Raw genomic sequence first — 26971 nt, forward strand, 5'->3', positions numbered from 1 at the left:
TCCGCCCGTGCGGCCCCTATCACCCTGGAGTGAGGCATGACAGGAAAGAAGCATGCGGTTCGCGCTGCCCTCGCGGCCGGCGTACTGGCTGCGGCGTCCCTCGGTGCGGTGGCCGTCGCAGGCTCCGCATCGGCCGCGCAGTCGCCCGACGGACCCAAGACCCGGATCGTCGGCGGCACCATCGCCCACACCGCAGACACCCCGTGGGCCATCGCGCTGAACAACAGCGGCTCCCCCTCGCCGAGCGGCCAGTGGTGCGGTTCTACGCTGGTGAAGGCGAACAAGATCGTCACCGCCGCGCACTGCGCCCAGGAGGCCGCGTCCACCTACACGGCGATCCAGGGCCGCGATGTGCTCACCGCCTCCGGCGGCAAGGAGTCCAAGATCAGCAGCATCTGGGTCGACCCGGAGTACGGCAAGTCGCCCGGTCACGACGTGGCCGTGATGACGTTGACGACGCCGTTCGACGGGGTCGACACACTGGCTCTGGAGACCGACAAAGCCACGGACGCCGCCGGTGCCGCGTCGGTCGTCTACGGCTGGGGCAGCACCGAGGGCACCGGCCCGGAGGACACCTTCCAGAAGGTCGACGTACCGGTGCTGGGCGACGCGTACTGCGAGAAGGCGTACGCGAGCGAGGGCTACACCGCCGACGGCGAGATCTGCGCCGGCTACGAGGACGGGGGCAAGGACTCCTGCCAGGGCGACTCCGGCGGCCCGCTGGTCCTGAACGGCCGGCTCTTCGGCGTGGTCTCGTGGGGCGTCGGCTGCGCGGACGCCGGCAACCCGGGCGTGTACGCCGAGGTCGCGACGTACGCCGCCGCACTGCAGCAACAGATCGACAGCTGACCGACAGCTGACCGAGCGCGACAGCGAAGGGGCCCGGGCGGATCGCCCGGGCCCCGACGTCCGTGCACCTCCTGAGGTCCTAGACGGCCAGCCGGATGACGCCGTAGTCGTAGCCGCGGCGCCGGTAGACGACGCTGGGCTGGTTCTCATCGGCATCGACGAACAGGTAGAAGTCGTGCCCGACCAGTTCGAGCTCGTAGAGCGCCTGGTCCAGGGTCATCGGCTTGGCGGTGTGGGTCTTCTCGCGCATCACCAGCGGTCCGTCGCCGGTGACCAGGAGAGATCCGTACTTGTGCGTCGCCACCTCGTCCTCGGCGACTGGTTCCTCCACTACAGGTGCGTTGCCGTTGAGCGGCTGCTTCGCGTTCACGTGCCGCAGGCCTTCCGGCGTACGCTCACCACGGTGCACACGGCGGCGGTCGGCCGCCTTGCGGACCTGGGACCGGAGCCGGTCCAGGCAGACGTCGAACGCTGCCTGCTTGGTCTCCCCGCACGCCTCTGCGCGGACCACCGGACCCTTGGTGTACATGGTGAGCTCGACACGCATCGCCCGATCGTGCTGTCGCGGGTTCTTCTCCTGGCTGACTTCCACCTCGCACCGCAGTACCCGGTGATCGACCTTCTCGATCCGCTCGAGTTTTTCCTCGACGTACTGCCGGAAGCGGTCACTGACCTCGCAGTGATGACCCTTGACAACGACGTCCACGGAAACCTCCATCGATCGGCGACTTCTTTTACGTGTTCGGACCCCCGTACTCGTGGTGACGGTGCCCGAAACGAGAACACCCGCTGTCGAACCCGTCGGACCCGGTGGCGAGGAATCCGGCTGATCCGGTCCTCCACCACTCCACTGCCCGACAAGCCCTAGCGGGTGTCATAAGCCAACGCTAGTCGGCTTCGGCGAAAACCGGTAGAGAAGTTCTCATGAACCAGACGTCCGGTGTCGCGAGGTCGCCGCGAGCAGCGCACAGCCGAGGACCTGGATTCCCCGGGATTCCAAGGCGCGGCAGGCCTCGCTGAGCGTGGATCCGGTGGTGATCACGTCGTCGACCAGCAGGACCGGTTGATCGATCAGCGTTTCAGCCCAGCGCGAACGCAGCCCGAACGCCCCGTCCAGGTTCGCGGTACGGCGTTCCGCGGACAGCCCGGCCTGGTCGTCGGGACGTCCCACGACCCGCAGCGCGGCGGCCGTCCGCGCGTCGATTCCCTGTCTGCGCAGGGATCTGACGGCTGCCTTCGTAATCCGCCCGAGCGGGTCGTGGCCGCGCCGGCGGACCGTTGCCCGCGGCGACGGCACCGGGCAGATCCACGCCGCCCGCCGCTGGTCCAGGGCCGCCCGTACGACGTTCGCCAGCAGCTCGCCGAGTGGCCTGGCGAGGGCGTACCGCGCGTGCTCCTTGTGCGCGAGGATCAGGTTCCGGAGCTCCCCGGCGTACGGCGCGGCGGCGGTCGGGGGCGCGAGACCAGGTGGACGCGGGTCGGGCCATGTACGGAACGGAGTCAGTTCGGTCAGTAGCCGACGGCAACCACCACAGAGAGTGACGCCGGGCCGTGTGCAGCCCGCGCACCGCCCGCCGAGCACCAGGTCCACGTACCCGTCCCACCCGCGCACCACCTCACGGTCCACGATCCGCGGCGGCCCCCGCAACCGCGGCCGCCCGAGCCTGTGGACAACGGGTCAGCCGGGGGTCAGCCGGGGTAGGTGGGGATGATGGTGGCCTCGCTGTTGTCGGAGTCCATGGAGACCCAGCCGAGGTCCTTGCTGAGCCAGTGGATGCGGCCGGCGTCGTCCTGGATCACCGGCAGCGTGTCCTTGTGCGTGTTCGACGCGACGTGTTCGGGGACGAAGCCCGGCGCCGAACCGGGCAGCAACTGCAGGCTGGAGCCGTCCGTGCTGACCAGCCAGGCCTGGGGCGCCGCGTTGCCGGACCCGATCACGATGATGTTCTGCTTGTCCCAGGCCGCGTCCGTGATGTTGGTCAGCTGCAGCCTCAGCTGCCGGAACTCCCCCAGCATCAACTGCTTGCCGCCGTCCGTGGTCTGGACCGTCGCGGTCTGGACATAGTTCTGCCCGGTGGCCGCGCTGTGCATCACCAGCAGCGCCCGGACACCGTCCGGCGCCATCCTCAGAGCGACCGGAGTGTCTTTCCCGAAGTCGGTCGCGACCGGGACCAGACGCCCGTCGTCGCGGCGGACGCGCAGCCGCGGGTGGTCGCTGTCGGCCCTGTCCAGGAACCACAGGTTGTCCTGGCCGTCGAAGCTCGGCGTCAAGGTCTTTCCGTCGACCGGGATCTGGGTCGCCTTGCCGGCGTTGTCGGCCGGCTCCAGCTTCCCGTAGACGACCTTGTGACCGTCGGCGGTGACGATCGCGCCGGCGTCACCCGCCAGCGTGACCGCGAAGGCCCGTGCCTTGTGGAGCGCCAGCGGGCCCGAGTTCAGCGGCTCGGCGGAGATGTTCGACGACCCGTCCAGCCCGACGATCCGCTGCGGTTTCTCCCCCAGCAGCCCGTACAGCTTGGTCATCGCACCGACCGACGCCTGCGGGTCGTACGCGCTGAAGTTGGTGAACGGCAGCACCTCCGGCTCGTCCGGAAGCAGCGGCGCGCCGCCGACGGTGATCTTGGCCCGGAGGTTCAGCTGGTTGAGCGTCCAGACGATCTGCGCCGCCAGCAGCCGCCGGTCCTGGTCGCGGAGCGATCCGGCGGTGTCGTTCAGCGCCACGGTGGCCACGCCGAGGTCCACCGGGACCGACACCTGCACCTCGGTGCCGGGCGGTGCGATGGAGACGACGCCGTTGCCCAGCCGCGTGGTCGGGCCTTTCAGCAGCTCCTGGATGAGCTGCGTCGCAGCCTGGCCGGACGGGAGGTTCTGCGGCAGCCAGACCTGGTCCGGCACCAGCAGGTTCCTGGGCTGGTTGAAGAAGTACAGGTCCCGGGGGGCGAGTTTCAGGTCGACCTGGTTGCTGCCCAGGTACGCGCCCGGGGGCGCCTTGGCGACCCGGAGCTGCCCGTCGACCTTCTTCAGCTGGAAGAAGAAGTCGGCCTTCTCGTTCGACGCGGCCGGGGTCCACTCACCGCGCGCACCGATCGTGGCGATCTTCTTGGCGGTCAGCTGGATCCCGCCGTCCTTCCGGGTCAGTGACTCGGGATTCTGGTCGTACACCACGGTCTGCGACTCCGGCTTCCACTCCCCCGCGGCCTCCGGGGTCATGTACTGCCGCGCCACGTCGTACGCCTGGGAGTCCGACATCGCCTCCAGGAAGCCGCTGACGATGGACATGTCGTCGACGTTCGCCCGCGGCGGCTTCGCCTCGACGCCGACGCCGCCCAGGTCCGGTGCGAGGCCCTGGCGCTCGCCGTTGCGGACGGTGCCCTTGGTCGGTACGGTCGCGCAGCCGCCGAGCAGCGCCACGGCCAGCAGTACTCCGAGCAGCCGGCGTCTCACAGCTCCTCACCGCCGCTCAGCTTCTGGTACGGCGCACCGACGTCGACGAGCTCGGTGACGACCCGGGTCGCGTCGGCCGGGCGCGGTGGCAGCGGCGACCCGGTGAGCGCCACGTCCGGGCGGCGCGGCAGGGTCAGGCGGAAGTACGCGCCGTCGCCGGGTGAACCCCACGCATCCAGGCGGCCGCCGTGCAGCCGGGCGTCCTCGAGCGCGATCGACAGGCCGAGGCCGGTGCCACCCGTGGTCCGGGCCCGGGCCGGGTCGGCCCGCCAGAACCGGCTGAACACCATCTCCGCCTCCTCGGACCGGAACCCGACCCCGTGGTCGCGGACGGCCACCGCGGCGGCATCGTCGTCGTACGCCGTGCTGATCTTGATCGGCAGGCCTTCGCTGTGCTCGATCGCGTTGCCAATCAGGTTGCGCAGGATCCGCTCGATCCGGCGGGAGTCGACCTTGGCCCGGCACGGCCGCGGCATGTCCAGCTCGACCGGGCAGCCCTTGCGGTCCAGCAGGGTCTCGTGGTTCTCCAGGACGCGGTTGACGATGTCGCGCAGGTCGACGTCCTCCAGGTCCAGGGCGGCCGCTCCGGCGTCGAACCGGCTGATCTCCAGCAGGTCGGCGAGCAGCTCCTCGAACCGGTTGAGCTCGTTCTGCAGCAGCTCCACCGAGCGGCGGCTGATCGGGTCGAACTGGTCACGGCTCTCGTGCAGCAGGTCGGCGGCCATCCGGACCGTGGTCAGCGGCGTCCGCAGCTCATGGGACACGTCCGACACGAACCGGCGCTGCAGCCGGGACAGCTCCTCCAGCCGGCGGATCTGCCGCTGCAGGTTGGAGGCCATCTTGTTGAACGACACCGCCAGCCGCGCCAGGTCGTCGGTGCCGCGGACCTGCATCCGCTCCTCGAGCTTGCCGGCCGCCAGCCGCTCAGCGATGCGCCGGGCCATCCGCACCGGGGTCACGACCTGCCGGGTGACCAGCCAGGCCACAGCACCGAGCAGAACGATCAGCAACAGACCCGCGGTCACCAGAGCCCGCTGTACGACGTCCAGCGTCTCCTGCTGCGCCGTGAGCGGGAACAGGAAGTAGATCGCGTACTTGTCGCCGGTGGAGTCGATCCGGATCTGCGAACCGATCACCAGCCCCGGGACGCTCGGGCTCTCCCGGTAGTTGATCAGCGTGTACGTGTCCCACAGCTTGGAGCCGTCGCTCACCACGGAGGAGGCCAGAGGTTGCGGGATCGAGTTGCTGTCGACCAGTCCGGTGTAGCGGATCGCGTTGGACGCCGCCTGGTCGGTCGGCACCAGCAGGACGTCGTACAGGCCCGGGCGGTTGGAGCCGAGGACCAGCTTGGACAGCTCCTGGTTGACGGTGTTGCGGTTGGCGGCGTCGATCCGCACGGTCAGCTGCTGGAGCTGTGCACGGACCTCCGCCTGGGCGCTGTCGCGGCGGGACTCCAGGACACCGTCGGTGACCTGGCTCATCATCACCCAGCCGACCAGGATCAGGACCAGCGTCGACATCAGCAAGGTGCCGGTGACGATCCGCGCCTGGATGGACCGCCGCCAGATGTCCGGCCAGTGCTTGGGGTGGGTCCGCCACAGCGGCTGCGGCTGGGCAGACCAATCCACCGCGGCGACGGTCACCAACTCTGTCCCGCGGGCCTCGGCCGCCTCCTGCTCGGGCGGTGCCGTCGGCTGCCCGCCCTGGTGGTCGGCGATCTGTCCGGTGTGTACCTCGGTGCCGGGGTCCACACCGGAGTCGTCGGCGGCAGCCTGCGACTCTTGGCCGCGTCCGTACTCGATCAGTCCGCACCCGCCTTGTATCCGACACCGCGGACCGTGACCACGATCTCCGGGTGCTCAGGGTCCTTCTCGATCTTGGAGCGCAGCCGCTGGACGTGCACGTTCACCAGCCGGGTGTCGGCGGCGTGCCGGTAGCCCCAGACCTGCTCCAGCAGCACCTCGCGGGTGAACACCTGCCAGGGCTTCGACGCCAGGCAGACCAGCAGGTCGAACTCCAGCGGCGTCAGCTGGATCGTCTCGCCGGCCCGCTTCACCGAGTGGCCGGCGACGTCGATGGTGAGGTCGCCGATGGTCAGCGACTCCGGACCGGGCTCGTCCATCCGGCGCAGCCGGGCCCGGATCCGGGCCACCAGCTCCTTCGGCTTGAACGGCTTGACCACGTAGTCGTCGGCGCCGGACTCCAGCCCGAGCACCACGTCGACCGTGTCGCTCTTGGCGGTCAGCATCACGATCGGCACGCCGGACTCCGCCCGGATCGCCCGGCAGACGTCGATCCCGTCCATACCCGGCAGCATCAGGTCGAGCAGCAGCAGATCGGGCTTGAACTCCCGGAACGCCGGTACCGCCTTGTCACCGGTTGCGACCAGATAGGTGTCGTAGCCCTCGTTGCGCAGCACGATGCTGAGCATCTCCGACAACGCTGTGTCGTCGTCGACGATGAGGATGCGGCCCCGCATCGTCCGGTTACCGTCTGCCACGCCCTTAGCTCCTTGCCGTCCGCTGCCGACCGATTCGACTGCTCGGGGTGCGCCCGGCGGGTGCCAGGCCGTACGCACTACGGATAGTGTCCCATTCCCCCGGTACTGCACACGCCGGATCGCCGTATGACCCCGAGTTGGGCTGTGATCATCCGGGATCATGGTGCACTGCGGGGGTTCACCACAACTCACGTGCCGGTTGGCACGACGGTTCACCCGACACAGTCACCGGGAGGAGGGACGCAGTGGCCGACCAGACTATGCGCCTGCACGACGACGTGGCGACCGAGCCGCTGCGGCCGTGGCTGCCGGCGGATCTGCTCGACAACGCCGCCCGGACCATCTCCGACAACAAGACGATCATGCTGGGGCTGCCGGTGCTCGCCGGGATCGCCCTGGTCGCGGTGCAGGCCGTCCTGACCGAGGTCGCCGTACCGGGTGGGCTCGGCGGGTTCTTCGGGACGGAGGATCCGTTCGGGCAGGCCGGTGCGGCCCTTTTGCTCACGTACGGCGTACAGGTGGTGCTGTTCTCGGTGGTGTCGAGCATGCTGGCCGGCATCATCGCGCTGGCCGCGGTACGGAGCCAGCTGGCGCACCGGGCCGGTCCGCGCGAGCTGATGCGCCTGGTGCGACCTGCGCTGCCCGCACTCGCTGCTGTCGGCCTGGTGCAGTCCCTGTCGTTCATGCTGCTGATCGGCGGCTGGGGGCTCGCAGTGCTCGGTATCGGCGCCGGAGCGGACGCCGCGGTGTCCTCCGCGGCGGCCGGGGCCGCAGCGCTGGCGATGATGTTCGTCGCCGGCGTCCTGGTGCTGATCTTCGGCGTCCGGCTGGTGCTCGCGGGCACCGTGGTGCTGATGGAAGGCCGGCATGCACCGGATATCGGTCTGTACATCCCGGTCCGGGTGGGTGTCTGGGGTGCGCTGCGGCGGTCCTGGCAGCTCGTGAAGGGCAAGTTCTGGCGGGTGTTCGGGATCCTGCTGTTCGGCGGGCTGGTGGTGAACATCATCGGCTACGCGCTGCAGTTCGGCGTGAGCGCGCTGATCATCACCGTCGGCGCGTGGGCCGATCTGAGTGACAGCACCGGTGCCGTGGTGGTGACGATCGTGCTGGGCGTGGCGGCCGGGATCGCGACGCTGATGACGCTGATCGCGAGCCTGGCGTTCATGTCCGCCGTGCAGGCCCTGATCTACCTCGACCTCCGGGTCCGCCGGGAAGGTCTCGACCTGTGGATGCGGCCGGCCCTGCGGTTCGAGGAGCCGGTGTGACCTTCTTCGTGACCTTCTTCCCGCTGGAGCCGCCGGTCGACATCGACCGGGACCAGGCCGCCCAGGAGGCGGCCAAGGAGCTGTCCAAGTCCGCGTACCGGGACTCCGGCTCACTGATCGAGCGGGCCCTCGGCAAGGTGGTGGACTGGATCGGAGACCTGCTGGACAGCCTCACCGGTTCGTCACCCAACGGCCACGCCGGTCTGACCATGCTGATCGGCCTGCTGGTCCTTGTGGTGGTCGTGGTGCTCTGGCGGTCCGGCGTACTGCGGACCAGCCGGAGGGTGAAGGCCCAGGCCGTTTTCGACACCACCCGTCCGCACAGCGCCGCGGAGTACCGCGCACTGGCGGAGCGGGAGGCTGCGGCCGGAGACTTCGCGTTGGCGATCCGCAGCCGCTTCCGGGCGTGTGTAGCGGAGCTGACCGAGCGGACCGTGCTGGACGAGCGGCCCGGACGTACGGCGTACGAGGTCGTTGCTGATGCGTCGCGAGCAGCACCGGTGCTGCGTGACCCGCTGCAGCCGGCCGCACTGGTGTTCACGGAGGTTGTCTACGGCAACCGCCCCGGGACGCCGGAGCGGTACGCCGTTGTCGTGGCGGCTGATGACGCCGCACGGACTGCACGGGTGGCTGCATGAGTACACCGGTCGGGCGGAGCGTTGGCGAGAGCTGGCGTGCGTTGCGGACACCGCTCCTCGTCACTGGCCTCATTGTGCTGGCTGCGATCGTTGTCCTGATCGCAACGACCGCACGGACGTCAGGACAGTTCAGCCCCGACTCCACCGAGTCGACGGGGGCACGGGCGCTGGCAGCGTTGCTGGAGGACCACAACGTCGACGTACACGGCACGGAGTCGCTGAACGACGCCGTACAAGCAGGAGGCGGCAGTACGCTCCTCATCGGGCCAGGCGGCTCATTGGACGACGGGGACTGGCGGCGGATCGCGGATGCGCAGTGGAGCCACGTCATCCTGATGCGGCCCGGCAGCCGCGCTCTGGACGCTCTGGCGCCCGGTGTACGGCCGACCGGTAACTCGCTGGCCGTCCGCAGCCGTGAGCCTGGCTGTGAGCTTCCCGCCGCGGTGAAGGCCGGCACGGTCACCGTCAACGGACCGACGTACTCCGCTCCTGAGGGTGCGACCACCTGTTACGGCGACGGCATCAACAACACCGTCATCCGGCTGCAGGTCGGCGACCGGCTCGTCGACGTGATCGGTACGCCGTCGTCGTTCATCAACGACCGCCTCGCAGAGGACGGCAACGCGGCGTTGGCGCTCAACCTGCTCGGCACGCACCAGGACCTGACCTGGTACCTGCCGCAGTGGGAGTCGGACTACCCCGACTCCGACGGCGAGAGCAGCGCACAGCTGATCCCGCCTGATGTCCGCTACATCGCCTGGGCGCTGGCGTTCGCCGTACTGGTCGTAGCGATCTGGCGCGGGCGGCGGCTCGGCCCTGTGGTGGCAGAGCGGCTGCCGGTGATCGTGCACGCGGCTGAGACGACCGAGGGCAGGGCCAGGCTCTACCGACGCTCCCGGGCCCGAGACCGCGCCGCATCGGCCTTGCGCGAGTCTGCACTCGGCCAACTGCACGAGGCGCACGGCATCCCGCGGCGGGCCGATCCGTCGGCCGTGGTCGCGACTGTCGCCGCACGGACCGGCCGGGACCCCGCCATGCTGTACGAGCTGCTTTACGGCCTGCCGCCGCTCACCGACGCCGCTCTGATGTCCTTGTCCCAGGAACTCGACGTACTGACGCAGGAGGTACGACACCCGTGACGACTACCGAGGTCACCGCGGACCAGGCCCGGCAGGCGCTGGTCGCGCTCCGGACCGAGATCGGCAAGGCGGTGGTCGGCCAGGACACTGCTGTGACCGCACTGGTACTCGCCCTGCTCTGCCGTGGCCACGTGCTGCTGGAGGGCGTCCCGGGTACGGCGAAGACGCTCATGGTGCGGGCACTGTCGACGGCAATGCGGCTGGACACCAAGCGCGTGCAGTTCACCCCCGACCTGATGCCGGGTGACGTGACCGGGTCGCTGGTGTACGACGCGAAGACGAGCGAGTTCGAGTTCCGGCCGGGTCCTGTGTTCACGAACATCCTGCTGGCGGATGAGATCAACCGGACGCCACCGAAGACACAGGCGGCGTTGCTGGAGGCAATGGAGGAGCGCCAGGTCACTGTGGACGGCGAGCCGCGCAAGCTCCCGGTTCCGTTCGTCGTCGCCGCGACCCAGAACCCAGTGGAGTACGAGGGCACCTACCCACTGCCCGAGGCGCAGCTGGACCGGTTCCTGCTGAAGGTGACGCTGGACATCCCGCCACGCGACGCGGAGATCGCCGTACTCGCTCGGCACGCGCAGGGCTTCGACCCCCGCGATCTGGAGGCTGCTGGGTTGCGCCCGGTGGCCGGCCCGGAGGACCTGCTGGCCGGACAGAACGCCGTACGCCGGGTTGCGGTCCGCGAGGACGTACTGGCGTACGTCGTCGACCTGTGCCGCGCCACGCGCCAGTCGCCGTCGCTGCAACTGGGTGTCTCGCCACGTGGTGCCACGGCGTTGCTGGCGGTCTCCCGCGCGTGGGCCTGGCTGTCGGGCCGCGACTACGTGATCCCGGACGACGTGAAGGCGATGGCGCGTCCTTGCCTTCGGCATCGAGTGCAGGTGCGGCCCGAGGCCGAGCTGGAGGGTGTCAGCGCGGACGCGGTGCTGGAGAGCGTGCTCGCGACGGTGCCGGTGCCACGCTGATGGTCCTGACTGGTCGAGCCGGCATCCTGGCTGCAGCTGGAGTGGTGTTCGTCGCTCTGGTGATGCCGTCGTGGGCCGGTGTCGGTGTGGTCGTTGCCGCGGTGCTGGTGGTGTGTCTGGTGGACATACTGCTGGCCGGGTCGCCGCGGCGGCTGCAGTTCAGTCGGGAAGGTGACAACGCCGTACGGCTCGGTGAGCAGGCTGCGGTGAACCTGCTGATCACCAACCCGGGACGGCGAGTGCGCGGGTTGCTGCGGGACGCTTGGCCGCCGTCTGCCGGTGTCCTGGATCCACCGCACAAGCTGGACCTGCCCTCGGGCGAGCGGCGCCGGCTGACAACACATCTGGTCCCCACGCGCAGGGGCGACCGGCACGCGTACCGGGTGACTGTGCGGTCCATCGGCCCGTTGGGGTTCGCCGGGCGTCAGGGATCGCATCAGGTCGCCTGGACGCTGCGGGCGCTGCCGCCGTTCAAGAGCCGGAAGCACCTGCCGTCGCGGCTGGCCCGGTTGCGGGAGCTGGACGGCCGTACGGCGCTGCTGGTACGCGGGCAGGGGACGGAGTTCGACTCGCTACGGGACTACGTGCCGGGTGACGACGTACGGAGTATCGACTGGCGCGCGACGGCGCGGCGCGGGAACGTCGTACTGCGGACCTGGCGGCCGGAACGGGACCGGCAGGTCGTGATCGTGATCGACTCCGGGCGGCTGTCCGCGGGCCGCGTCGGCGATGCGCCGCGGCTGGACCACGCGATGGACGCCGCGTTGCTGCTGGCCGCGCTGGCCACCCGCGCCGGGGACCGTGTCTCCTTGCTGGCCTGCGATTCCGCGGTGCGGGCCGACGTACGGCGTCCTGCGCCGGAAGACGTGCTGCCGTCGTTCGTGAACGCTCTTGCGAACGTCGAGGCCGAGCTCGTACAGACCGACTTCCGCATTGTCGTGTCACAGGTGCTGGAGCGGTTGGGTCAACGCTCGCTCGTCGTCCTGCTGACGGGCCTCGACCCGGCGGTGATCGAGGAGTCCCTGCTACCTGTCATCGGTCCGCTGCTGCGCCGTCACGTCGTACTGCTGGCGTCCGTGGCCGACCCGCGCCTCACGGAGCTCGAAGCCGCCCGCGGCGATCTGCTGGACGTGTACGGCGCTGCCTCGGCGGCTCGCACCCGCCTCGACCGGGACCGTCTGACCGCCACTCTCACCCGGGCCGGCGTCACAGTCGTCGACGAACCCCCGGAACACATCGCCCCGGCGCTGGCGGACACGTACCTCTCGTTGAAGAAGGCTGGCCGGCTCTAGGCCACTCTGGTTACGCGCAGGCTCGACGTCAACAACTCCGCGAATCTGCAGGTTTTCGACAATTCTGCGGGTATGCTTGCGGTCAGCGACGTAAGGACCATCCATGTTGATACGTTTCGAAGTCTCGAACTTTCGCTCGATCCGCGAGCCTGTCGAGCTGTCGATGATCGCGATCGACTCGGCACGCAAGGAAGCGCGGGAGGTCCCGAATCTTGGCGAGAGCCTCCTCCACGTCGCGGCGATCCTAGGCGCGAACGCCTCCGGCAAATCGAACATCATTGCTGCTCTCACGTGGTTGCGTAGCGCGGTACAGGACTCTCTGCTCCTCTGGGACGACGGGATCCCCACGGAGCCCTTCGCGTTCGCCGGAGGCATTGAGCATCCTTCGATGTTCACCGTCGAGTGCGTGATCCACGGCATCCGATTCGAGTACGTCATCGAACTCGACCGCCGGTCCGTTGCATACGAAGGTCTGTTTCACTATCCCGAAAGGAAGAGGCGGCGAGTCTTCGAGCGCGAAGGGGACGATCTCAAGCTGCAACGAGGGCTGGGCAACCTGTCCGGAACGAGAGAGCTTCTGACCAGCCGCGCTCTTGCCCTGTCAGTTGCCAGGCGATTCGATGAGCCACTGGTTTCGGATTTCGCCGCCGAGCTCCTGCGGATCCAGACTTTGGGCTTGCCTGCACACGGACGTCGAGCGGTCGCGACAAACGAGCAGATGTTGACAACCAGCCTGTTCGAGCCCGAGTCAGGGTTTCACGACACACTCTTCTCGTTGGGCGAGATGTTCGGGTTCGACCCGAGCGATCGCGCACAGGGACTCGCGCTCCTTCGGCTGGCCGATCTGGGTATCGACGGCGTTGTCGTCGCGGACGATCCGGACGGACCGGCGCGGCGCGGGCGGACGCAGCGCCTGCAGTTGACTCACCGCACAGCAACTGGATCGATCCCTCTCGATTTCTCGGCCGAGTCATCCGGCACGCGAACCTGGTTCCGGATGATCGGACCCCTACTGATGGCCTTGAAGGAAGGCTCGGTGCTCCTCTTCGACGAACTGGACGCGAGCCTGCATCCGACCTTGTCCCAGCAGGTGATTTCGTTGTTCCAGGATCGGGCGACAAACCCCCGGGACGCCCAACTTGTCTTCACCACGCACGACACCAGCCTGCTGAACCACCTGAACCGCGATGAGGTGTGGCTCACCGAGAAATCAGACGACGGTGCTACCCGGCTCGGCGCTCTGGCTGAGTTCGCAGGTGAAAGAGTCAGAACCTCGGTGAATCTGGAAAGGGCCTACCTCCACGGCAGATTCGGCGCTCTGCCCGACCCGGACCGGACCGAGCTGCTCCGAGCCATGGGCTTGATCGCCTGATGGCACCGCGGCGCAGCGGCGGCCGGGGTCTTCGACGACGAACAGCCAGCCGGCCAGAGCGCAGGACGGTGCTGATCTTCTGTGAGGGTGCGGCCTCTGAACCGGACTATCTCAACGCATTCAAGCGGCTGCCGGAGATCCGGAGCAGCACCGCGATCAATCTGATGATCGATCCATCCCCTGGTGTTCCGCTGGAATTGGTGGAGAAAGCGGCACATCGGAAGAGGTCGGACTCCGAGATCGACGAATGCTGGTGCGTGTTCGACGTGGAATGGCCGAAGCATCATCCGAACCTGGATCGCGCCCTACGACTCGCCTCAGCCGAAGGGATCGGGGTCGCGGTCACGAACCCGTGCTTCGAGCTGTGGCTGATTCTGCACTTCCAAGATCACTCAGCCTTTCTCGACAACCGCAGAGCCGAGATGATCAGCCGTCGACTCGACGGACGCCAAGGCAAGCGGTTGGACGGCGCCAAGTACATGCCGCTGAGGCATGATGCGTGCAGTCGCGCTGCCAACCTCGTCGCCCGCCACGAGCAGGACGGAACAGAGTTTCCCAACAACAATCCCTCCTCAACCATGTTCGAGCTTCTCGCTGCGATCGAGGGGATCCGATAGCGGTCCTCCTCGATCGTCGGCCGTTGGCGTGCGGCAGGTCAGCGCTGCCTCGAAGACGTCGCGGTTGGCGGTTGTGAAGGCGTGCTCGCGGTGGGACCAGGCGATGCGCTCGGCGGCTTCCGGACAGGGCCTCTGGGCCCAGAAGCCGACGTTCCGGAGCAGGCGGGACAGGACGGCCGGGAGCAGGCCAGGGCGATCCCTGGTGGGCAGGTTGTAGCCGTCGGCCAGGACGCGGACCTGGTGGGCCTGGCGGTCGGCGTCGCCGTACTTGGACGCGATACACCAGGTCCAGGCGGCGTACCCGAGGTCTTCCAGGGGATCGCCCGGGGCGGCCAGGTCGAAGTCGAACAGGGCGGCCGGGAGGTCATCGGTGAAGACGAAGTTGGTGGGGGCCGGGTCATGGTGGCAGACGACCGGTTGGCCGGCGGCCAGCGGACTGTCGCGGGTTGCGTCGTGGAAGGCGCGGAGCAGTGCACCTGCGGCGGCGACCTGCTGATCGGACCAGCGCTGGTACCTGTGCGGCACCCAGCCCTCGAGGTACGTGAGGATGTCGCGGCCGCTCTCGTCCTGACCCAGGTACTTCGGCACCGCGCCGAAGCCCCGCTCGTCCAGGAGCCGCAGCAGGTCCGCCGTGAACGCGGAGCTGTCCGACGCGGGCCGCCGTACCGTGTCGGCGACACGGACCACCCCGGGCGTCATGCGGCCCCCGGTGAGCGGCTGCTCGGTCACGCCATCGTCGGGCGGGCCTGAGCGAACGTCCACTGATGGCCCTCCAGGTCCTCGGCTTCGTAGCAACGGTATCCGTGCGAGTGGATCTCGCTGAGGATCTTCGCACCGGCGGCCTGCGCCCGCGCGAAGTGCGCGTCGAGGTCGTCGACGTACACCCAGACATTGTGGTCGACCGCGGTCGGGCGCGGACCGGTGCGCTCGAACAGGAGTACGGCGACCGACCCCACATGCAGCTCGATCCACATCGGGTGCTCCCCCTCGGCGGGGAGCGTGTCCCAGGAGTTGATCGCGAACACCTCGTGCAGCCAGCGCGCCGCGGCGGCCGGATCGTCGTAGTACAAGGCGATCGAGAGCCGTTCGATCTCCCGCGGCGGTTTCCCGAGTGCGGCGGCCCGGCGACCGACCCAGTCGGGGAGCCAGCGGATCACGCGCGGCCAGAAGTAGAACGCCTGGCCGTCGTCGGTGATCAGGGACTGTACGACGGTCACTCGCGTCCCGCCCGCGACCGGCTCGAAGTCGACGCGCGTCTCGGTGTCGTCGACGGAACTGCGGTACCCGAGCCGGGTACCGGGCTGCCAATCGGTGATGGTGGCGAGCTCGAGGACGTCGTCACCGGAGTAGACCTCCAGCACGCGCCCGCCGACACCCGGCTCGATCCGCATCGCGGTGGCCCGTCCGGAGTCGAAGAAGTCGATCGGATTGCGCAACCACCACTGGTCGATCTCACCGGTGAACACCTCGAACGCGGTTGCCGGGTCGACGGCGACCTCGACCGATGCGGTCGCGGACGGCTCAGTCATGGGAAGTTCCCTTCTGCTCGACGTGGCGTTTGAAGGAGCCCAGTTGTTCGCGCCAGTGCGCCTGGACCTGGTCGAGCCAGGCCTGGACGGCGACGACGGGCTCGGGGTTGAGGCGGAAGACGCGGACCCGGGCGTCGTCCGGGACGCGCTCGTCGGCCACCAGGCCGGCCTCGAGCAGGATCCGTAGGTGCCGGCTCATCGCGGGCGACGACGCCCCGGTCGCGGCGGCCAGCTGACCGGCGCGCCGCGGGCCTTCACCCAGCAGCTGTACGACGTGCCGCCGGGTGGGATCCGCCAGCACTTCGAAGAACCGGTCCACCTGATCTTCCGCCATACCGCAATAGTTCTACTTCTTGTTAACTATTGTCAACCACTCGAAGAACCCGCGGACTGGTTGGATGGCGGCATGAGTGAAAGAGATGTCGAGAAGGACTACTCGGTCGCCGACTTCGCGGCCAAGCTGCGGCGGCTCGCGGACGCGCTGGAATCGGGCAAGCCGTTCCGGATCCAGGTCGCGGGTGAGCGGTTCACCGTGCCGAAGAACGCGCGGATCAGCGTCGAGCACGAACGCGGTGAGGACGAGGAGGAGGTCGAGTTCCAGTTGAAGTGGGCGCTCGCCGACGCCGAGCAGGAGCCCGAGGACGACGACGAAGTCTGAGCCGGGTCAGGTCGTCGCGAGGTAGCACGCGACCTGAGAATCCGTGCCTGCGGGCAGGATCTGCAAGGGTTGCGTGCTGCACTCCGGTTTTCCGTTGCCGGCGGCTACGAGTTGGCAGCGGGGGTGGAAGCGGCAGCCGGCCGGGATGCGCGTCGGGTCCGGCGGTTCACCGGTGAGGACGATGCGTTCCGGGGACTCGGGGAGAACACTCAGCAGCGCTTGTGTGTAAGGGTGTTGCGGGTTCTTCAGGACCTCCTCGGTGGGGCCCGACTCGACGATCCTGCCGAGGTACATGACGGCGACCCGATCGGCGATGTTCCACGCCAGCCCGAGGTCGTGGGTGACGACGAGCGCGGACAGCCCGAGATCGTCGCGCAGCCGGAGCAGGAGCGAGAGGATCTCGCCGCGGACCGAGGCGTCCAGGGACGCGACGGGTTCGTCGGCGATCAGTACCTTGGGGTCGAGCGCGAGCGCTCCGGCGATCACGACGCGTTGGCGCTGACCACCACTCAACTCGTGCGGAAAACGCTGGAAGAACCGTTCCGGCGGCCGCAGACCGGCCCGTGCGAGGGCCGAGGAAACCACGGTTTCCTCGTCGGGCAGGCCGTGGATCCGCGGGCCTTCGGCCACCGCCTCGTACACGGTGTGGCGGGGATTCAGCGATCCCATCGGGTCCTGCAGGACCAGTTGCACCTGACGGCGGAAGGCCCGCAGCGCGCGGCCGGAGTAGCTCAGCGGCGTGCCGTCGTACGCGATCCTGCCGGACGTCGGACGCTCCAGCCCGAGCAGCGTGCGCGCGAGCGTGGTCTTGCCACAGCCCGACTCGCCGACGAGGGCGACGATCTCACCCGCGCCGACGGACAGGTTCACGCCGTCGACGGCCCGCGCCCGGCGGCCGCCGCGGCCGGGGAACTCGACTCGAAGATCAGTTGCCTCTAGCAAGAGTCACTCCCCTACCAGCACACAGGCGGCAGTCCGGTCTGTTCCGGACGCCCGCAGTTGTACGTCGGAAGTCGCACAGGAGTCGAGTGCGACCGGGCAGCGCGGGTGGAAGGCACAACCACCCGGCAGTTGTTGTGGGTCCGGCGGGTCTCCGGCCAGCCCGCGCGGGGCGAGGCGGGACGCGGGATCGCCGACGGTCGGGAACGCGGCCGCCAGTGCCTGGCTGTACGGGTGCCGGAATTCCTCGGACGAAGGACCGACCTCGACCAGCCGCCCGGCGTACATCACGGCGAGTCGGTCACACACGTCCGCGAGCACCGACAGGTCGTGCGAGATCATCAGCAGCGAGATGCCGTGGTCCGCGATCAACTGGCGGATCAGGGTCAGCACCTGCGCCTGGACCATCAGGTCGAGCGCGGTGGTCGGCTCGTCGGCGATGATCAGCTGCGGACCGCAAGCGAGGGCCATAGCGATCATCACTCGTTGCCGTTGGCCACCACTCAGCTCGTGCGGATAGCTCCGGGCGCGCCAGGCCGGGAGACCGACCTGTGCCAGCAGCTCCCGCACCCTGGCCGCCGCGTCCGTGCCGGACGCCTGCCGATGGACGAGCAGCGGCTCCGCGATCTGGTCGCCGATCCGCTGCACCGGGTTCAGCCCGTGCTGCGCGCCCTGGAACACGATCGACGCCGACGACCACCGGACGGCCCGCAGCCGGCCCCACTTCATCGCCAGCACGTCCTCGCCGTCCAGCATCACCCGCCCACCGACGACGGCGGAACGCGGCAGAAGCCTCAGCAGCGCCAGCGCAACTGAAGACTTCCCCGATCCCGACTCCCCCGCCAGCCCGAGCGCCTCCCCGGCCGCCAACTCCAGCGAAACTCCCCGTACGGCGGGCACGTCGGCCGAATCGAGCCGGTACGTGACGGACAACTCGTCGAGCTCAAGCATGGGCACGCGTCCGCAGCCGGGGGTTGAGCACTGTCTCCAAAGCCCTTCCGCACAAGGTGAAAGCCATCACCACGGTCACGATGCACAGACCCGGCACGAGGATGTACCACCACGCGCCGGAGGTCGCCGCACCCCAGTCGTAGGACCCGCGCAGCATCGTGCCCCACGAGGTCTTGTTCGCGCTCACTCCGAGGAACGCCAGCGTCGACTCGGTGACGATCGCACTCGCCACCTCCAGCGTCGTACTGGCCAGCAGCAACGGTGCCACGTTGGGCAGCGCGTGCCGCGTCGCGATGTGCCAGTGACCGGCGCCGAGCGCCAAGGAGCGCTCGATGTACGGGCGCGCCTCCACGGCCAACGTTTGCGCACGGATCAGTCGCGCCGTCGACGGCCAGGACGTCACGCCGATCGCGACGATGATCGTCGCGGTGGAACCACCCAGGATCGCCGCCAGGACGAGTGCGGTGACCAGCGACGGGAGCACCAGGAACCAGTCGGTCACCCGCAGGATCACCGCACCGATCCAGCGCCGGAAATGCCCGGCCGCGATGCCGAGCACGGTGCCGATCACCATGCTGAGCAGTGCCGCGAGGAAACCGATCAGCAGCGAGGTCCGGGAACCCCACCAGATCATCAGCAGCACCGACCGCCCCGACTCGTCCGTCCCCAACGGGTCGTCGAGACTCGGCGGCGCCATCTTCTCGCCGGTGCCGCTCACGACGTTCGTCACGCTGGAGTCGATGAAGAGCGGCGCTAGCAGCGCTAGCACTACGGCGAGGGCGAGGATCACCAGTCCCGCGACACCGGCCCGGTGCGTACGGAAATCCGCCCAGAACCTTCCGATGGCGCGCCGACGGCGTACCCAGGTCACATTGCTCATGCTGACCTCACTCGCGGATCGAGCACGTGGTAGACCACGTCTGCCAACGTGTTCATCAGGATCACCGACACCGTGATCAGCAGGAACGTTCCTTGCATCAACGTGAAGTCCGGCACCCGGATCGCCTCGTAGAACAGCTGCCCGAGCCCCGGCCAGCTGAAGATCGCCTCGACTGTCACGGCGCCCCCGACCACGAACCCGATCCGCATGAACACCAACGTCACGGTCGGCAGCAACGCGTTGGGTACTGCGTGTTTCCGTCGAATGTCGTCGTCGCGCAGACCCTTCGCCCGCGCCGTCGTGATGTAGTCCTGGCCGACCTCGTCGATCACCGACGACCGCATCACCAGCAGGTACTGCGCGTAGACGACCGCGACCAGCGTCAGGCACGGCAGCACCATGTGCTGCCCGACGTCCAGGACGCCGGCAAACCCGTCCGGCTTGTCGACGCTCGAACTTCCGCGGGTCGGGAACATCCCCGGAATCGGGCCGATTCCGGCCGCGAACACCATCAGCAGCAGCAACCCGAGCCAGAACGTCGGCACCGACCACAGCACCAGCGAGATGGCGGTCGACACCTTGTCGAACTTGCTGCCGGGCTTCCATCCGGCGCGTGCTCCCTGCCAGAGACCGAGGCTCACCGCGAGCACCAGCGCCGTACCGGTGAGCAGCAGTGTCGACCCGATCCGCTCCCCGATCAGGTCGAGGACCGGCCGCTTGTACTCGTACGACACCCCGAGGTCGAACCGCAGCGTCTGGCCCACGAAATGCAGGAACTGCTCGGGAATCGACTTGTCCAGCCCGAGCCGCGCACGCTCCAGATCCAGCTGTTCCGGGGTCATGTTCCGGCCCTGCGCGAGCGCCCGGACCGGATCGCCCGGCAGCATCCGGAACAGGAAGAACGTCGCGACGATCACCATCGCGATGCTGAGCAACGCCCCGCCCGCCTTGGTCGCCGCGTACCGCAGCAGACCATGGCGGACAGGCGTCTGCTCGAGCTCTTCGACAGCGCTGGTCATGCCACCGTCATTCGCGCTCGTCGGCCGCGCCGCCGCGGCGCCGCAGGACGAAGAAGCCGGCCAGTGCGAGGACGACGACACCGCCCGCGACACCCGCGATCACCCCGGCGTTCGAGCCACCGCCGTCAGCCGACGCGCCGTCCTTCGACACCGCCTCGAGCGTGTAGAACGGCCAGTACCCGGAACCGCCGTACAGCAGGCCCTTGTCCTCCGGGATCGGCGTGATGCTCGCGATCCGGTCCTTGCGGTAGCCCTCGAGGTCGTTCGGGTAGTAGAGCGCGATCACCGGAGCGTCGGTGTAGAGCCTTTCCTCCATTTTCTTGATCGTTTCCGCGCGCTTTCCGCGGTCGAGCTCCTTCTGCTGCTCGAGGTAGAGGCTCTCGTACGTCGGGTCGCAGTAGAACGACTCGGTGCCGCCGCCCTTGCCGTCGGCGCCCGGACGCCGGCTGCACAGGTGCGTGGCGAGCACCTCCTCCGGGTCCGGGTTCACCGACCAGCCGCTGATCGCGATGTCGAAGAGCGCCGTCGTACCGGTCTCCTCGCTGAACTTGCTGGAGTCCAGCCGCTTGGTGGTCAGCGTGATACCGAGCTCCTTGTACCAGCCGGTCAGGTACTCGGCGAGCTTGTCCTCGATCGGGGTGTCGGTGTGAATGCTGAACCGGAACTGCAGTTTCCGCGACCCGTCCGGCATCGTCCGGATGCCGTCCGCACCCTTCTTGTACCCCGCGTCGTCGAGGATCTTGTTCGCCTTCGCGAGGTCGAAGGTGACCTTCTCGGCGCCGCTGGCCTCCCAGAAGAAGTCCTTGTACAGCGGCGGAACGATCGACCCGTCGGCCGGTTTCGCCAGCCCGCCCTGGACCTCGTCGACCAGTTTCTGCTTGTCGATCGCGTAGTGCAGCGCGGTCCGCACCTTCGGGTCCTTCAGCGCCGGATGCCCGTCACCGATCGGCTTGTCGTCGCTGGTCGTCGCACCGTGGTTGATCTGCAGGTACGTCGCGCGCCGGCCCTGCGTGTTCCACTGCACGATGTTGCCGTCGTTCTTCAGCGACTCGAAGTCCGACGGGTTCAGACGGCCGATCAGATCGATGTCACCCTTCCGCAGGCCGACGATCGAGGCCGCGGGGTTGTCGTAGAAGATGATCTGCAGCTCGTCGATCTTCGGACGGCCGCGCCAGTAGTCCGGGTTCGCCTCCAGCCGGACGAACTGGTCCTTCTTGTGCTCCACCGCCACGTACGGCCCGCTGCCGACGGTCGGGTACACCTCGGCCTCGTACTTCGAGATGTCCGTGACCTTCTCCCAGACGTGCTTGGGCATGATCGGCACCGGGTTGTCCAGCATCGACGCCTGCGGGGCCTTGAGCTTGATGGTCAGCTCCTGGCCGTTCGCGGTGACACTCTGGAAGTTCTCCACCGCCGGGCCGTTGCCGGTCTTCGCGCCGTCGTCGGTCATCATCTTGTTGAACGTCCAGGCCGCGTCCGCGGCGGTGATCGGCTGCCCGTCCGACCACTTCGCCTGGCGGATCTTGAACGTCCAGGTCAACCCGTCCGGCGACGTCGTCCAGGACTCGGCCAGATCCGGGCTCGGCTGCAGCGTCTTCGAGTCCGGCACCGTCAGGAACCCGTAGATCATCCGCTGGATCGATCCCGTCACCAGCCGGACGGCGAGGAACGGATTCATCGAGTCGACCGACTGCGTCACCCCGATCTTGATGACCTTCTTCGACGCCGGTTCGGCCGCTACCGCCGTACCAGGAACCGCCGCCAGCACGCACAACGCCGCCAGCACCGCCAACAACTTCCTCATCCGGTCCGCCCCACCTTCAGCTGGTGTTGGTGTTTGGGGAAGAACCCACACCAGCAACCACCACCGTGTCAACAAGATACGAAACTTTGTCACCCCGAAGTAACCTTCTTACCGGGCTTTGCCGAAATGCGAGGGACAGGACGAGCTCGCGAAGGTAGCCTCACGGAGTCATGGAGATGCCCGAGCTCACGCGTGCGATCGCGGCCGCGACTTCGATCGCCGGATCGCTCGATCTGCCGGCCGAGGACGCGATCGTTCTCCACAACTCGAACAAGCTGGCGCTACGACTGACGCCGTACGACGTCTTTGCCCGCGTCGCCCCCGTGGGGGAGGAGGTCGCGCAGTTCGAGGTCGAGCTGGCTCAGCGGCTTGCCGAGGTCGGGTCGCCGGTGGCCGCACTGGAGCCTCGGGTGGACCCGCTGGTGTACACGCGTGACGGCTTCGCAGTGACGCTGTGGACCTACTACGAGCCAGCCACACCGCAGGTCGCACCGGCCGACTACGCGAAGGCGCTCGAGCAGTTGCACGCCGGCATGCGCAAGGTCGATCTGGCGAGCCCGCACTTCTCGGACCGGATCTCCGAGGCGGAACAGATCGTTGCCGACCCGAAGGTGTCGCCGGAGCTCCCCGACGCCGACCGCGTGTTCCTCGGCGACAGACTGCGGAGCCTGCGCCGGGCGATCGACGAGCGCGGTGCCGAGGAGCAGTTGCTGCACGGTGAGCCACATCCGGGGAACCTGCTCAGTACGACATACGGCCCGCTGTTCATCGACTTCGAGACGTGCTGCCGTGGACCGGTCGAGTTCGATCTCGCGCATGCTCCCGTTGCGGTCTGCGCGCACTACCCGGGCGTTGACCAAGAGCTGCTCGACGACTGCCGCCAGCTCGTGCTTGCGATGGTCGCGGCGTGGCGCTGGGACGTCGGCGACCAGTTCCCGAACGGGAGGCGCTTCGGCCAGGAACTGCTGCGCGTGCTCCGCGAAGGTCCGCCTTGGCCGACCCTCGACGCGATGGTCCGTCGAGTAGACGGCGTGCAGCCGACCTGATCTGGCGGCGCTGAACAGGAAATAACAACTCCTCACCCACCACTTCCTGTCCCCACCCACCACTTCTCGCCCGCCCACCGCAGCCGCCGGCTCCTGCTCACCGCGCCCTGACGACTTGACTACACGATCGTGTAGTAGTTTGCTGTTGTGTGTAGGGAGAGGAGTTGGGGATGGAGCGGTCGGCGGAGGATCTGACGGCGCGGGCCCGGATTCGGGATGCGGCGATTCGGTTGTTCGGGGAGCAGGGGATCGAGGGGGCGTCGATCCGGGACATCGCGGCCGCGGCGGGGGTGTCGTCGGGGTTGGTGCGGCATCACTTCGGGTCGAAGGAGTCGTTGCGGGCGGCGTGTGATCGGTACGCGAAGGACCGGATGCTGCAGATCGGCGCCGAGCTGACGCGGGATCACGACCTGACAGGGCTGGACCCGTTGGCGCTGCATCCGTTGGCGTTTCCGCTGCAGCTCTATCTCGTGCGTTCGATGATGGACGGTTCGGAGACCGCGACCGCGCTGTTCCTCGAGGGGGTCGACGCAGTCGAGGACTGGACGAAGAGTTTCGGTATCGACCCCAAGGACCGGCGCGGGTACGCCGCCGCGCTGGCCGCGATCAAGCTCAGCGTGTTCGTGTTCCGCGACCAGGTCTCAAAGGCGATCGGCGAGGACATCACCACGCTCGAGGGCTACAACCGGATCGGGCAGGCCTTGATGGAGGTCTTCACGATCCCGTTGCTCACCCAAGAACAAACCGACACCATGCGGAATCAGGAGAAGTGATCATGCCGGCTGCGATCAGCACGGAAGGTCTGGTCAAGCGGTTCGGGCGTACGCACGCCCTGGACGGTCTCGACCTCACGGTGCGAACCGGTGAGGTGCACGGGTTCCTCGGCCCGAACGGCGCGGGGAAGACGACCACTATTCGCATCCTGCTCGGAATGACCCGTTCCGACGAAGGCAAGGCTGTGGTCCTGGACGGCGACCCGTGGACGGACGCGACCGAGCTGCACCGCCGGCTCGCGTACGTGCCGGGCGATGTGACGCTGTGGCCGAACCTGTCCGGCGGCGAGGCGATCGACCTGCTCGGGCGGATGCGCGGCGGTGTGGACAAGAAACGCAAGGCCGAGCTGCTCGAGCGGTTCGACCTCGACCCGCGGAAGAAGGCGCGCGCGTACTCGAAGGGCAACCGGCAGAAGGTCGCCCTGGTCGCGGCGTTCGCCTCCGATGTCGAGCTCCTGCTTCTCGACGAGCCGACGAGTGGCCTGGATCCGTTGATGGAGGAGGTCTTCCGCGAGGTCGTGCAGGAGATCAGCGACCGCGACGGCCGGACGGTCCTGCTGTCCAGCCACATCCTGTCCGAGGTCGAGGCGCTGTGTGATCGCGTCACGATCATCCGGGCCGGCCGCGCCGTCGAGAGCGGCACGCTGAACGAACTGCGGCACCTCACCCGGACGTCGATCCAGGCCGAGCTGGTCGGCCCGATGGACGGTCTCGCGCAGCTGACCGGCGTCCACGACCTCAAGACGATCGACGGACGGGTCCAGTTCGACGTCGACACCGACGAGATCAACCCGGTACTGCGTCGGTTGACCGAGATCGGCGTACGAAGCCTGGTCAGCCAGCCGCCGTCGCTGGAGGAACTGTTCCTGCGGCTGTACGAACCCGAGGCCGTGCGATGAAATCCCTCGCCGGCACCGGCGGCCTGATCCGGCTGATCCTGCGCCGCGATCGCGTCGTACTGCCGCTGTGGATCGTGCTGCTCGTGGCGATCTCGGTGAGTTACGTGCAGGAGTACGGCGACCTGTTCCCGACGCCGGAGTCGCGGGTCAAGTACGCGAGCAACGCCGGCTTCATCACCTTGTACGGCGAACTGTCCGGGCCGAGCCTGGGTGAGTTCGTGACCTGGCGACTCGGGTTCGTACCGGTGATGGTCGGGCTGATCAGCCTGCTGACGATCATCCGGCACACCCGTGTCGAGGAGGAGACCGGCCGCCGTGAGTTGCTCGGGGCAACTGTCGTCGGGCGGCACGCGCAGCTGGCCGCCGCACTGATCACGGTGCTCGGCGCGAACCTGGTGCTCGCCGTACTGCTTGCCCTCGGCATGCACAGCCAGGACCTGCCGCTCGCCGGATCGGTTGCCATCGGCATCGTCTACGCGGGTACCGGCTGGCTCTTCGCGGCGATCGGCGCCGTCGCGGCCCAGTTGACCGCGAGCGCCGGGGCGGCACGCGGTATCGCGATCGGCGTACTCGGCGGCGCCTACGTACTGCGGGCCGCCGGCGACACCAGTGCGCACACTGACGGCCCGCTCGCGTGGCTGTCGTACCTGTCCCCGATCGCCTGGGCACAACGGATCCACCCGTACGCCGACAACCGTTGGTGGTTGGCGGTCGTCCTCCTCGCAGCGACCGTGCTGCTGGTGATCACAGCGGTGAGTCTCGCCGTACGGCGGGACGTCGGCGCCGGCCTGCTACCCGACCGGCTCGGGCCAACCGACGGGACCCTGGGCTCACCGCTCGCGCTCGCGTGGCGGCTGCACCGCGGTCTGCTCGCCGCGTGGACCGTCGGATTCGCCTTGCTGGGCTTGCTGTTCGGCGGTGTGGCGGAAGGCGTCGGCGACATGATGCGCGACGATCCGGGCATCCAGGAGATGTTCCAGCGGATGGGTGGTGCGGCCGGGTTGATCGACTCGTTCCTGGCAGGGGTGATGATGCTCGTCGGCCTGATCGCCTCGGCGTACGCCGTCCAGGCCACCCTCAGGATGCGCGTCGAGGAGAGCAGCGGGCGGGTCGAGCCGGTGCTGGCGACCGCGACGAGTCGCTGGCAGTGGGCCGCGAGCCATCTCGTGTTCAGCCTGCTGGGACCGGCCGTCGCACTGCTCGCGGCGGGTGTCGCCGAGGGGCTCGCGTACGGCGCGGCGATCGGCGATGTGGGCGGACAGTTGCCCCGGCTGGTCGGTGCGGCGCTCACCCAGTTGCCGGCCGTCTGGGTCCTGGCCGCGATCGCGATCGCGATCTTCGGGTTCTTCCCGCAGGCCTCGATGGCGTCCTGGGCCGGGCCGACGGTGTGCATTCTGATCGGCCTGGTGAGCGCCGGTGTCAGCACCGCCGACTGGATCCGCGACATCTCGCCGTTCACCCATCTCCCGTCGTTGCCGGGCGGGTCGGTGTCGGCCGGTCCGTTGATCGTCCTGCTGGCGATCGCGGTCGTCGTCGGTCTCGCCGGTCTGGTCGGACTGCGCCGGAGGGACCTGCCGGCCTAGAGCAAACAGCTCAGTGGCGGGCGTTCCGCGACCAGATGAAGCAGTACCCGCCGAAGGCCGCGATCCCGGCCGCCAGCACCGTCAGCAGCACCGAACCGAACGGCTGCTCCTTGATCGTGTGCAGTGCGGTGTCGAGACCGCCGGCCTTCTGCGGGTCGTAGTCGATCGCCGCCCACCCGACCAGCACGCCGACCACGGCGAAGGCGATCCCCTTCGCGACGTACCCGATCCGGCCCAGCAGGATCGTCACATCGGAGACTCCGCCGACCAGGTCCTCGAGGAACTTCTTCGTGACCGCCTTGTACACGTGGTAGCAGCCGAGCGCGATGATCCCGATACCGACGGCGACCAGCAGCACCCGTCCCCCGCCGTGCTCCATCAGTCGAGCGGAGAGCGTCCGTTGCTGCCCGCTGCCCGAACTGCCGGAGCCGACCGCGATCTTCACCGCGCTGACGCCCAGCACCAGGTACACGATGGCGCGGCCGATCGAGGACACCTTCTTCTCCACGTCGAGATGGCCCCACCCGAGCTCCAGGACCCGCCAGACGACCAGCGCGAACAGACCGATCGCGACGACCCACAACAGCACGCCACCGAGCGGTCCACCGGCCAGCTCCTGCAGAGCGCCCTGCTGCGAAGCCTCCTGCGATGACTTGCCGAACGCGAGTTGCAGCGCGATCCAGGCGATCAGCAGGTGTACGACGCCGTACGCGACCAGTCCGGTCGTGATCGCGAGTTCGTACGGTCTGCTGTGGCGGACTTCCTGGGCTGCTTTCATATCCTGCCCAGTGCCCAGGACCGAAACG

General features: G+C 68.3%; 27 protein-coding genes. 13 read left to right on the plus strand and 14 right to left on the minus strand.

The window, feature by feature from the left end; genetic code table 11:
* Positions 1-36: 36 nt before the first annotated feature.
* Positions 37-849: a S1 family peptidase gene (locus tag E0H50_RS12840; protein ID WP_131287445.1), complete on the plus strand. Its 813-nt coding sequence runs from the start codon at positions 37-39 to the stop codon at positions 847-849.
* Positions 850-928: 79 nt separating this feature from the next.
* Here the strand turns inward: E0H50_RS12840 and hpf are convergent, their stop codons facing one another.
* The 5 genes from hpf to mtrA all read right to left on the minus strand — a co-directional run bounded on the left by hpf (position 929) and on the right by mtrA (position 6772).
* Positions 929-1555: a ribosome hibernation-promoting factor, HPF/YfiA family gene (gene hpf / locus E0H50_RS12845; protein ID WP_202868119.1), complete on the minus strand. Its 627-nt coding sequence runs from the start codon at positions 1553-1555 to the stop codon at positions 929-931.
* Positions 1556-1771: 216 nt separating this feature from the next.
* Positions 1772-2464, minus strand: a complete 693-nt coding sequence (locus tag E0H50_RS12850; protein WP_238150931.1) for a ComF family protein — start codon at positions 2462-2464, stop codon at positions 1772-1774.
* 74 nt (positions 2465-2538) lie between these two features.
* Positions 2539-4293 (minus strand): LpqB family beta-propeller domain-containing protein, encoded by a 1755-nt coding sequence (locus E0H50_RS12855; protein ID WP_131287449.1) that lies wholly within the window; start codon positions 4291-4293, stop codon positions 2539-2541.
* Positions 4290-6044, minus strand: coding sequence for an MtrAB system histidine kinase MtrB (mtrB, locus tag E0H50_RS12860; RefSeq protein WP_238150932.1), 1755 nt, complete (start codon positions 6042-6044; stop codon positions 4290-4292). Before mtrB ends, E0H50_RS12855 begins: the two co-directional genes overlap by 4 nt.
* Positions 6045-6094: 50 nt before the next feature.
* Complete coding sequence (mtrA, locus tag E0H50_RS12865; protein WP_130445425.1) at positions 6095-6772, minus strand: MtrAB system response regulator MtrA; 678 nt, start codon at positions 6770-6772, stop codon at positions 6095-6097.
* 266 nt (positions 6773-7038) lie between these two features.
* Here mtrA and E0H50_RS12870 point away from each other — a divergent pair, with 266 nt between their 5' ends.
* The 7 genes from E0H50_RS12870 to E0H50_RS12900 all read left to right on the plus strand — a co-directional run bounded on the left by E0H50_RS12870 (position 7039) and on the right by E0H50_RS12900 (position 14084).
* Positions 7039-8058, plus strand: coding sequence for a hypothetical protein (locus tag E0H50_RS12870; protein WP_238150933.1), 1020 nt, complete (start codon positions 7039-7041; stop codon positions 8056-8058).
* Complete coding sequence (locus E0H50_RS12875; protein ID WP_238150934.1) at positions 8055-8696, plus strand: DUF4129 domain-containing protein; 642 nt, start codon at positions 8055-8057, stop codon at positions 8694-8696. The genes E0H50_RS12870 and E0H50_RS12875 overlap by 4 nt, the downstream gene beginning before the upstream one ends.
* Positions 8693-9835: a DUF4350 domain-containing protein gene (locus tag E0H50_RS12880; RefSeq protein WP_131287450.1), complete on the plus strand. Its 1143-nt coding sequence runs from the start codon at positions 8693-8695 to the stop codon at positions 9833-9835. The genes E0H50_RS12875 and E0H50_RS12880 overlap by 4 nt, the downstream gene beginning before the upstream one ends.
* Complete coding sequence (locus tag E0H50_RS12885; RefSeq protein ID WP_131287453.1) at positions 9832-10803, plus strand: AAA family ATPase; 972 nt, start codon at positions 9832-9834, stop codon at positions 10801-10803. The genes E0H50_RS12880 and E0H50_RS12885 overlap by 4 nt, the downstream gene beginning before the upstream one ends.
* Positions 10803-12095, plus strand: coding sequence for a DUF58 domain-containing protein (locus E0H50_RS12890; protein ID WP_131287455.1), 1293 nt, complete (start codon positions 10803-10805; stop codon positions 12093-12095). Before E0H50_RS12885 ends, E0H50_RS12890 begins: the two co-directional genes overlap by 1 nt.
* 103 nt (positions 12096-12198) lie before the next feature.
* Positions 12199-13467 carry an AAA family ATPase gene (locus E0H50_RS12895; RefSeq protein ID WP_131287457.1) on the plus strand — a complete coding sequence of 423 codons (1269 nt, stop codon included), beginning with the start codon at positions 12199-12201 and terminating at the stop codon, positions 13465-13467.
* Positions 13467-14084 carry an RloB family protein gene (locus E0H50_RS12900; protein WP_131287459.1) on the plus strand — a complete coding sequence of 206 codons (618 nt, stop codon included), beginning with the start codon at positions 13467-13469 and terminating at the stop codon, positions 14082-14084. Before E0H50_RS12895 ends, E0H50_RS12900 begins: the two co-directional genes overlap by 1 nt.
* Here the strand turns inward: E0H50_RS12900 and E0H50_RS12905 are convergent.
* From E0H50_RS12905 to E0H50_RS12915, 3 genes are read right to left on the minus strand one after another with little or no spacing between them, the layout of a single operon-like run.
* Positions 14040-14813 (minus strand): phosphotransferase, encoded by a 774-nt coding sequence (locus E0H50_RS12905; protein ID WP_202868120.1) that lies wholly within the window; start codon positions 14811-14813, stop codon positions 14040-14042. The genes E0H50_RS12900 and E0H50_RS12905 overlap by 45 nt on opposite strands.
* Positions 14810-15613 carry a VOC family protein gene (locus E0H50_RS12910; RefSeq protein WP_131287461.1) on the minus strand — a complete coding sequence of 268 codons (804 nt, stop codon included), beginning with the start codon at positions 15611-15613 and terminating at the stop codon, positions 14810-14812. Before E0H50_RS12910 ends, E0H50_RS12905 begins: the two co-directional genes overlap by 4 nt.
* Positions 15606-15947, minus strand: coding sequence for an ArsR/SmtB family transcription factor (locus tag E0H50_RS12915; RefSeq protein WP_131287463.1), 342 nt, complete (start codon positions 15945-15947; stop codon positions 15606-15608). Before E0H50_RS12915 ends, E0H50_RS12910 begins: the two co-directional genes overlap by 8 nt.
* 72 nt (positions 15948-16019) lie before the next feature.
* Between E0H50_RS12915 and E0H50_RS12920 the strand changes: the two genes are divergently transcribed.
* Positions 16020-16271, plus strand: coding sequence for an amphi-Trp domain-containing protein (locus E0H50_RS12920; RefSeq protein ID WP_131287465.1), 252 nt, complete (start codon positions 16020-16022; stop codon positions 16269-16271).
* Between the two features lie 6 nt (positions 16272-16277).
* Here E0H50_RS12920 and E0H50_RS12925 read toward each other — a convergent pair whose 3' ends face one another.
* The 5 genes from E0H50_RS12925 to E0H50_RS12945 are packed head-to-tail and all read right to left on the minus strand — an operon-like array spanning position 16278 to position 21864.
* Positions 16278-17213 (minus strand): ABC transporter ATP-binding protein, encoded by a 936-nt coding sequence (locus tag E0H50_RS12925; protein ID WP_131287467.1) that lies wholly within the window; start codon positions 17211-17213, stop codon positions 16278-16280.
* Between the two features lie 3 nt (positions 17214-17216).
* Positions 17217-18161 carry an ABC transporter ATP-binding protein gene (locus tag E0H50_RS12930; RefSeq protein WP_238150935.1) on the minus strand — a complete coding sequence of 315 codons (945 nt, stop codon included), beginning with the start codon at positions 18159-18161 and terminating at the stop codon, positions 17217-17219.
* Positions 18154-19041 (minus strand): ABC transporter permease, encoded by an 888-nt coding sequence (locus E0H50_RS12935; RefSeq protein ID WP_131287471.1) that lies wholly within the window; start codon positions 19039-19041, stop codon positions 18154-18156. The genes E0H50_RS12930 and E0H50_RS12935 overlap by 8 nt, the downstream gene beginning before the upstream one ends.
* Positions 19038-20060: an ABC transporter permease gene (locus E0H50_RS12940; protein ID WP_131287473.1), complete on the minus strand. Its 1023-nt coding sequence runs from the start codon at positions 20058-20060 to the stop codon at positions 19038-19040. Before E0H50_RS12940 ends, E0H50_RS12935 begins: the two co-directional genes overlap by 4 nt.
* 7 nt (positions 20061-20067) lie before the next feature.
* A complete protein-coding gene (locus E0H50_RS12945) occupies positions 20068-21864 on the minus strand; it encodes an ABC transporter substrate-binding protein (protein ID WP_131287475.1) in 1797 nt (598 codons plus the stop codon).
* A 176-nt stretch (positions 21865-22040) separates the two neighbouring features.
* Between E0H50_RS12945 and E0H50_RS12950 the strand changes: the two genes are divergently transcribed.
* From E0H50_RS12950 to E0H50_RS12965, 4 genes are all read left to right on the plus strand, one after another.
* Positions 22041-22910, plus strand: a complete 870-nt coding sequence (locus tag E0H50_RS12950) for a phosphotransferase (protein ID WP_131287477.1) — start codon at positions 22041-22043, stop codon at positions 22908-22910.
* 170 nt (positions 22911-23080) lie between these two features.
* A complete protein-coding gene (locus tag E0H50_RS12955; protein ID WP_131287479.1) occupies positions 23081-23683 on the plus strand; it encodes a TetR/AcrR family transcriptional regulator in 603 nt (200 codons plus the stop codon).
* Positions 23684-23685: 2 nt separating this feature from the next.
* On the plus strand, positions 23686-24582 hold the full coding sequence (locus tag E0H50_RS12960) for an ABC transporter ATP-binding protein (RefSeq protein WP_131287481.1): 897 nt from the start codon (positions 23686-23688) through the stop codon (positions 24580-24582).
* Positions 24579-26165, plus strand: coding sequence for an ABC transporter permease (locus E0H50_RS12965; RefSeq protein WP_131287483.1), 1587 nt, complete (start codon positions 24579-24581; stop codon positions 26163-26165). Before E0H50_RS12960 ends, E0H50_RS12965 begins: the two co-directional genes overlap by 4 nt.
* Before the next feature lie 10 nt (positions 26166-26175).
* Here E0H50_RS12965 and E0H50_RS12970 read toward each other — a convergent pair whose 3' ends face one another.
* Complete coding sequence (locus E0H50_RS12970) at positions 26176-26943, minus strand: DUF1206 domain-containing protein (RefSeq protein ID WP_131287485.1); 768 nt, start codon at positions 26941-26943, stop codon at positions 26176-26178.
* Positions 26944-26971: the final 28 nt, after the last annotated feature.

The organism is Kribbella sindirgiensis, from assembly GCF_004331435.1.
Classification (GTDB): Bacteria; Actinomycetota; Actinomycetes; order Propionibacteriales; family Kribbellaceae; genus Kribbella; species Kribbella sindirgiensis.

Bases quoted from the DNA above. Each gene is read 5' to 3' on its own strand.
- E0H50_RS12840 (WP_131287445.1), top strand. From the start codon at position 37: ATGACAGGAAAGAAGCATGCGGTTCGCGCTGCCCTCGCGGCCGGCGTA.
- E0H50_RS12955 (WP_131287479.1), top strand. From the start codon at position 23,081: ATGGAGCGGTCGGCGGAGGATCTGACGGCGCGGGCCCGGATTCGGGAT.
- E0H50_RS12895 (WP_131287457.1), top strand. From the start codon at position 12,199: ATGTTGATACGTTTCGAAGTCTCGAACTTTCGCTCGATCCGCGAGCCT.
- E0H50_RS12900 (WP_131287459.1), top strand. From the start codon at position 13,467: ATGGCACCGCGGCGCAGCGGCGGCCGGGGTCTTCGACGACGAACAGCC.
- E0H50_RS12965 (WP_131287483.1), top strand. From the start codon at position 24,579: ATGAAATCCCTCGCCGGCACCGGCGGCCTGATCCGGCTGATCCTGCGC.
- E0H50_RS12950 (WP_131287477.1), top strand. From the start codon at position 22,041: ATGCCCGAGCTCACGCGTGCGATCGCGGCCGCGACTTCGATCGCCGGA.
- E0H50_RS12945 (WP_131287475.1), bottom strand. From the start codon at position 21,864: ATGAGGAAGTTGTTGGCGGTGCTGGCGGCGTTGTGCGTGCTGGCGGCG.
- E0H50_RS12880 (WP_131287450.1), top strand. From the start codon at position 8,693: ATGAGTACACCGGTCGGGCGGAGCGTTGGCGAGAGCTGGCGTGCGTTG.
- E0H50_RS12890 (WP_131287455.1), top strand. From the start codon at position 10,803: ATGGTCCTGACTGGTCGAGCCGGCATCCTGGCTGCAGCTGGAGTGGTG.
- E0H50_RS12910 (WP_131287461.1), bottom strand. From the start codon at position 15,613: ATGACTGAGCCGTCCGCGACCGCATCGGTCGAGGTCGCCGTCGACCCG.
- E0H50_RS12970 (WP_131287485.1), bottom strand. From the start codon at position 26,943: ATGAAAGCAGCCCAGGAAGTCCGCCACAGCAGACCGTACGAACTCGCG.
- E0H50_RS12940 (WP_131287473.1), bottom strand. From the start codon at position 20,060: ATGACCAGCGCTGTCGAAGAGCTCGAGCAGACGCCTGTCCGCCATGGT.
- E0H50_RS12920 (WP_131287465.1), top strand. From the start codon at position 16,020: ATGAGTGAAAGAGATGTCGAGAAGGACTACTCGGTCGCCGACTTCGCG.
- E0H50_RS12915 (WP_131287463.1), bottom strand. From the start codon at position 15,947: ATGGCGGAAGATCAGGTGGACCGGTTCTTCGAAGTGCTGGCGGATCCC.
- E0H50_RS12960 (WP_131287481.1), top strand. From the start codon at position 23,686: ATGCCGGCTGCGATCAGCACGGAAGGTCTGGTCAAGCGGTTCGGGCGT.
- mtrA (WP_130445425.1), bottom strand. From the start codon at position 6,772: ATGCGGGGCCGCATCCTCATCGTCGACGACGACACAGCGTTGTCGGAG.
- E0H50_RS12935 (WP_131287471.1), bottom strand. From the start codon at position 19,041: ATGAGCAATGTGACCTGGGTACGCCGTCGGCGCGCCATCGGAAGGTTC.
- E0H50_RS12930 (WP_238150935.1), bottom strand. From the start codon at position 18,161: ATGCTTGAGCTCGACGAGTTGTCCGTCACGTACCGGCTCGATTCGGCC.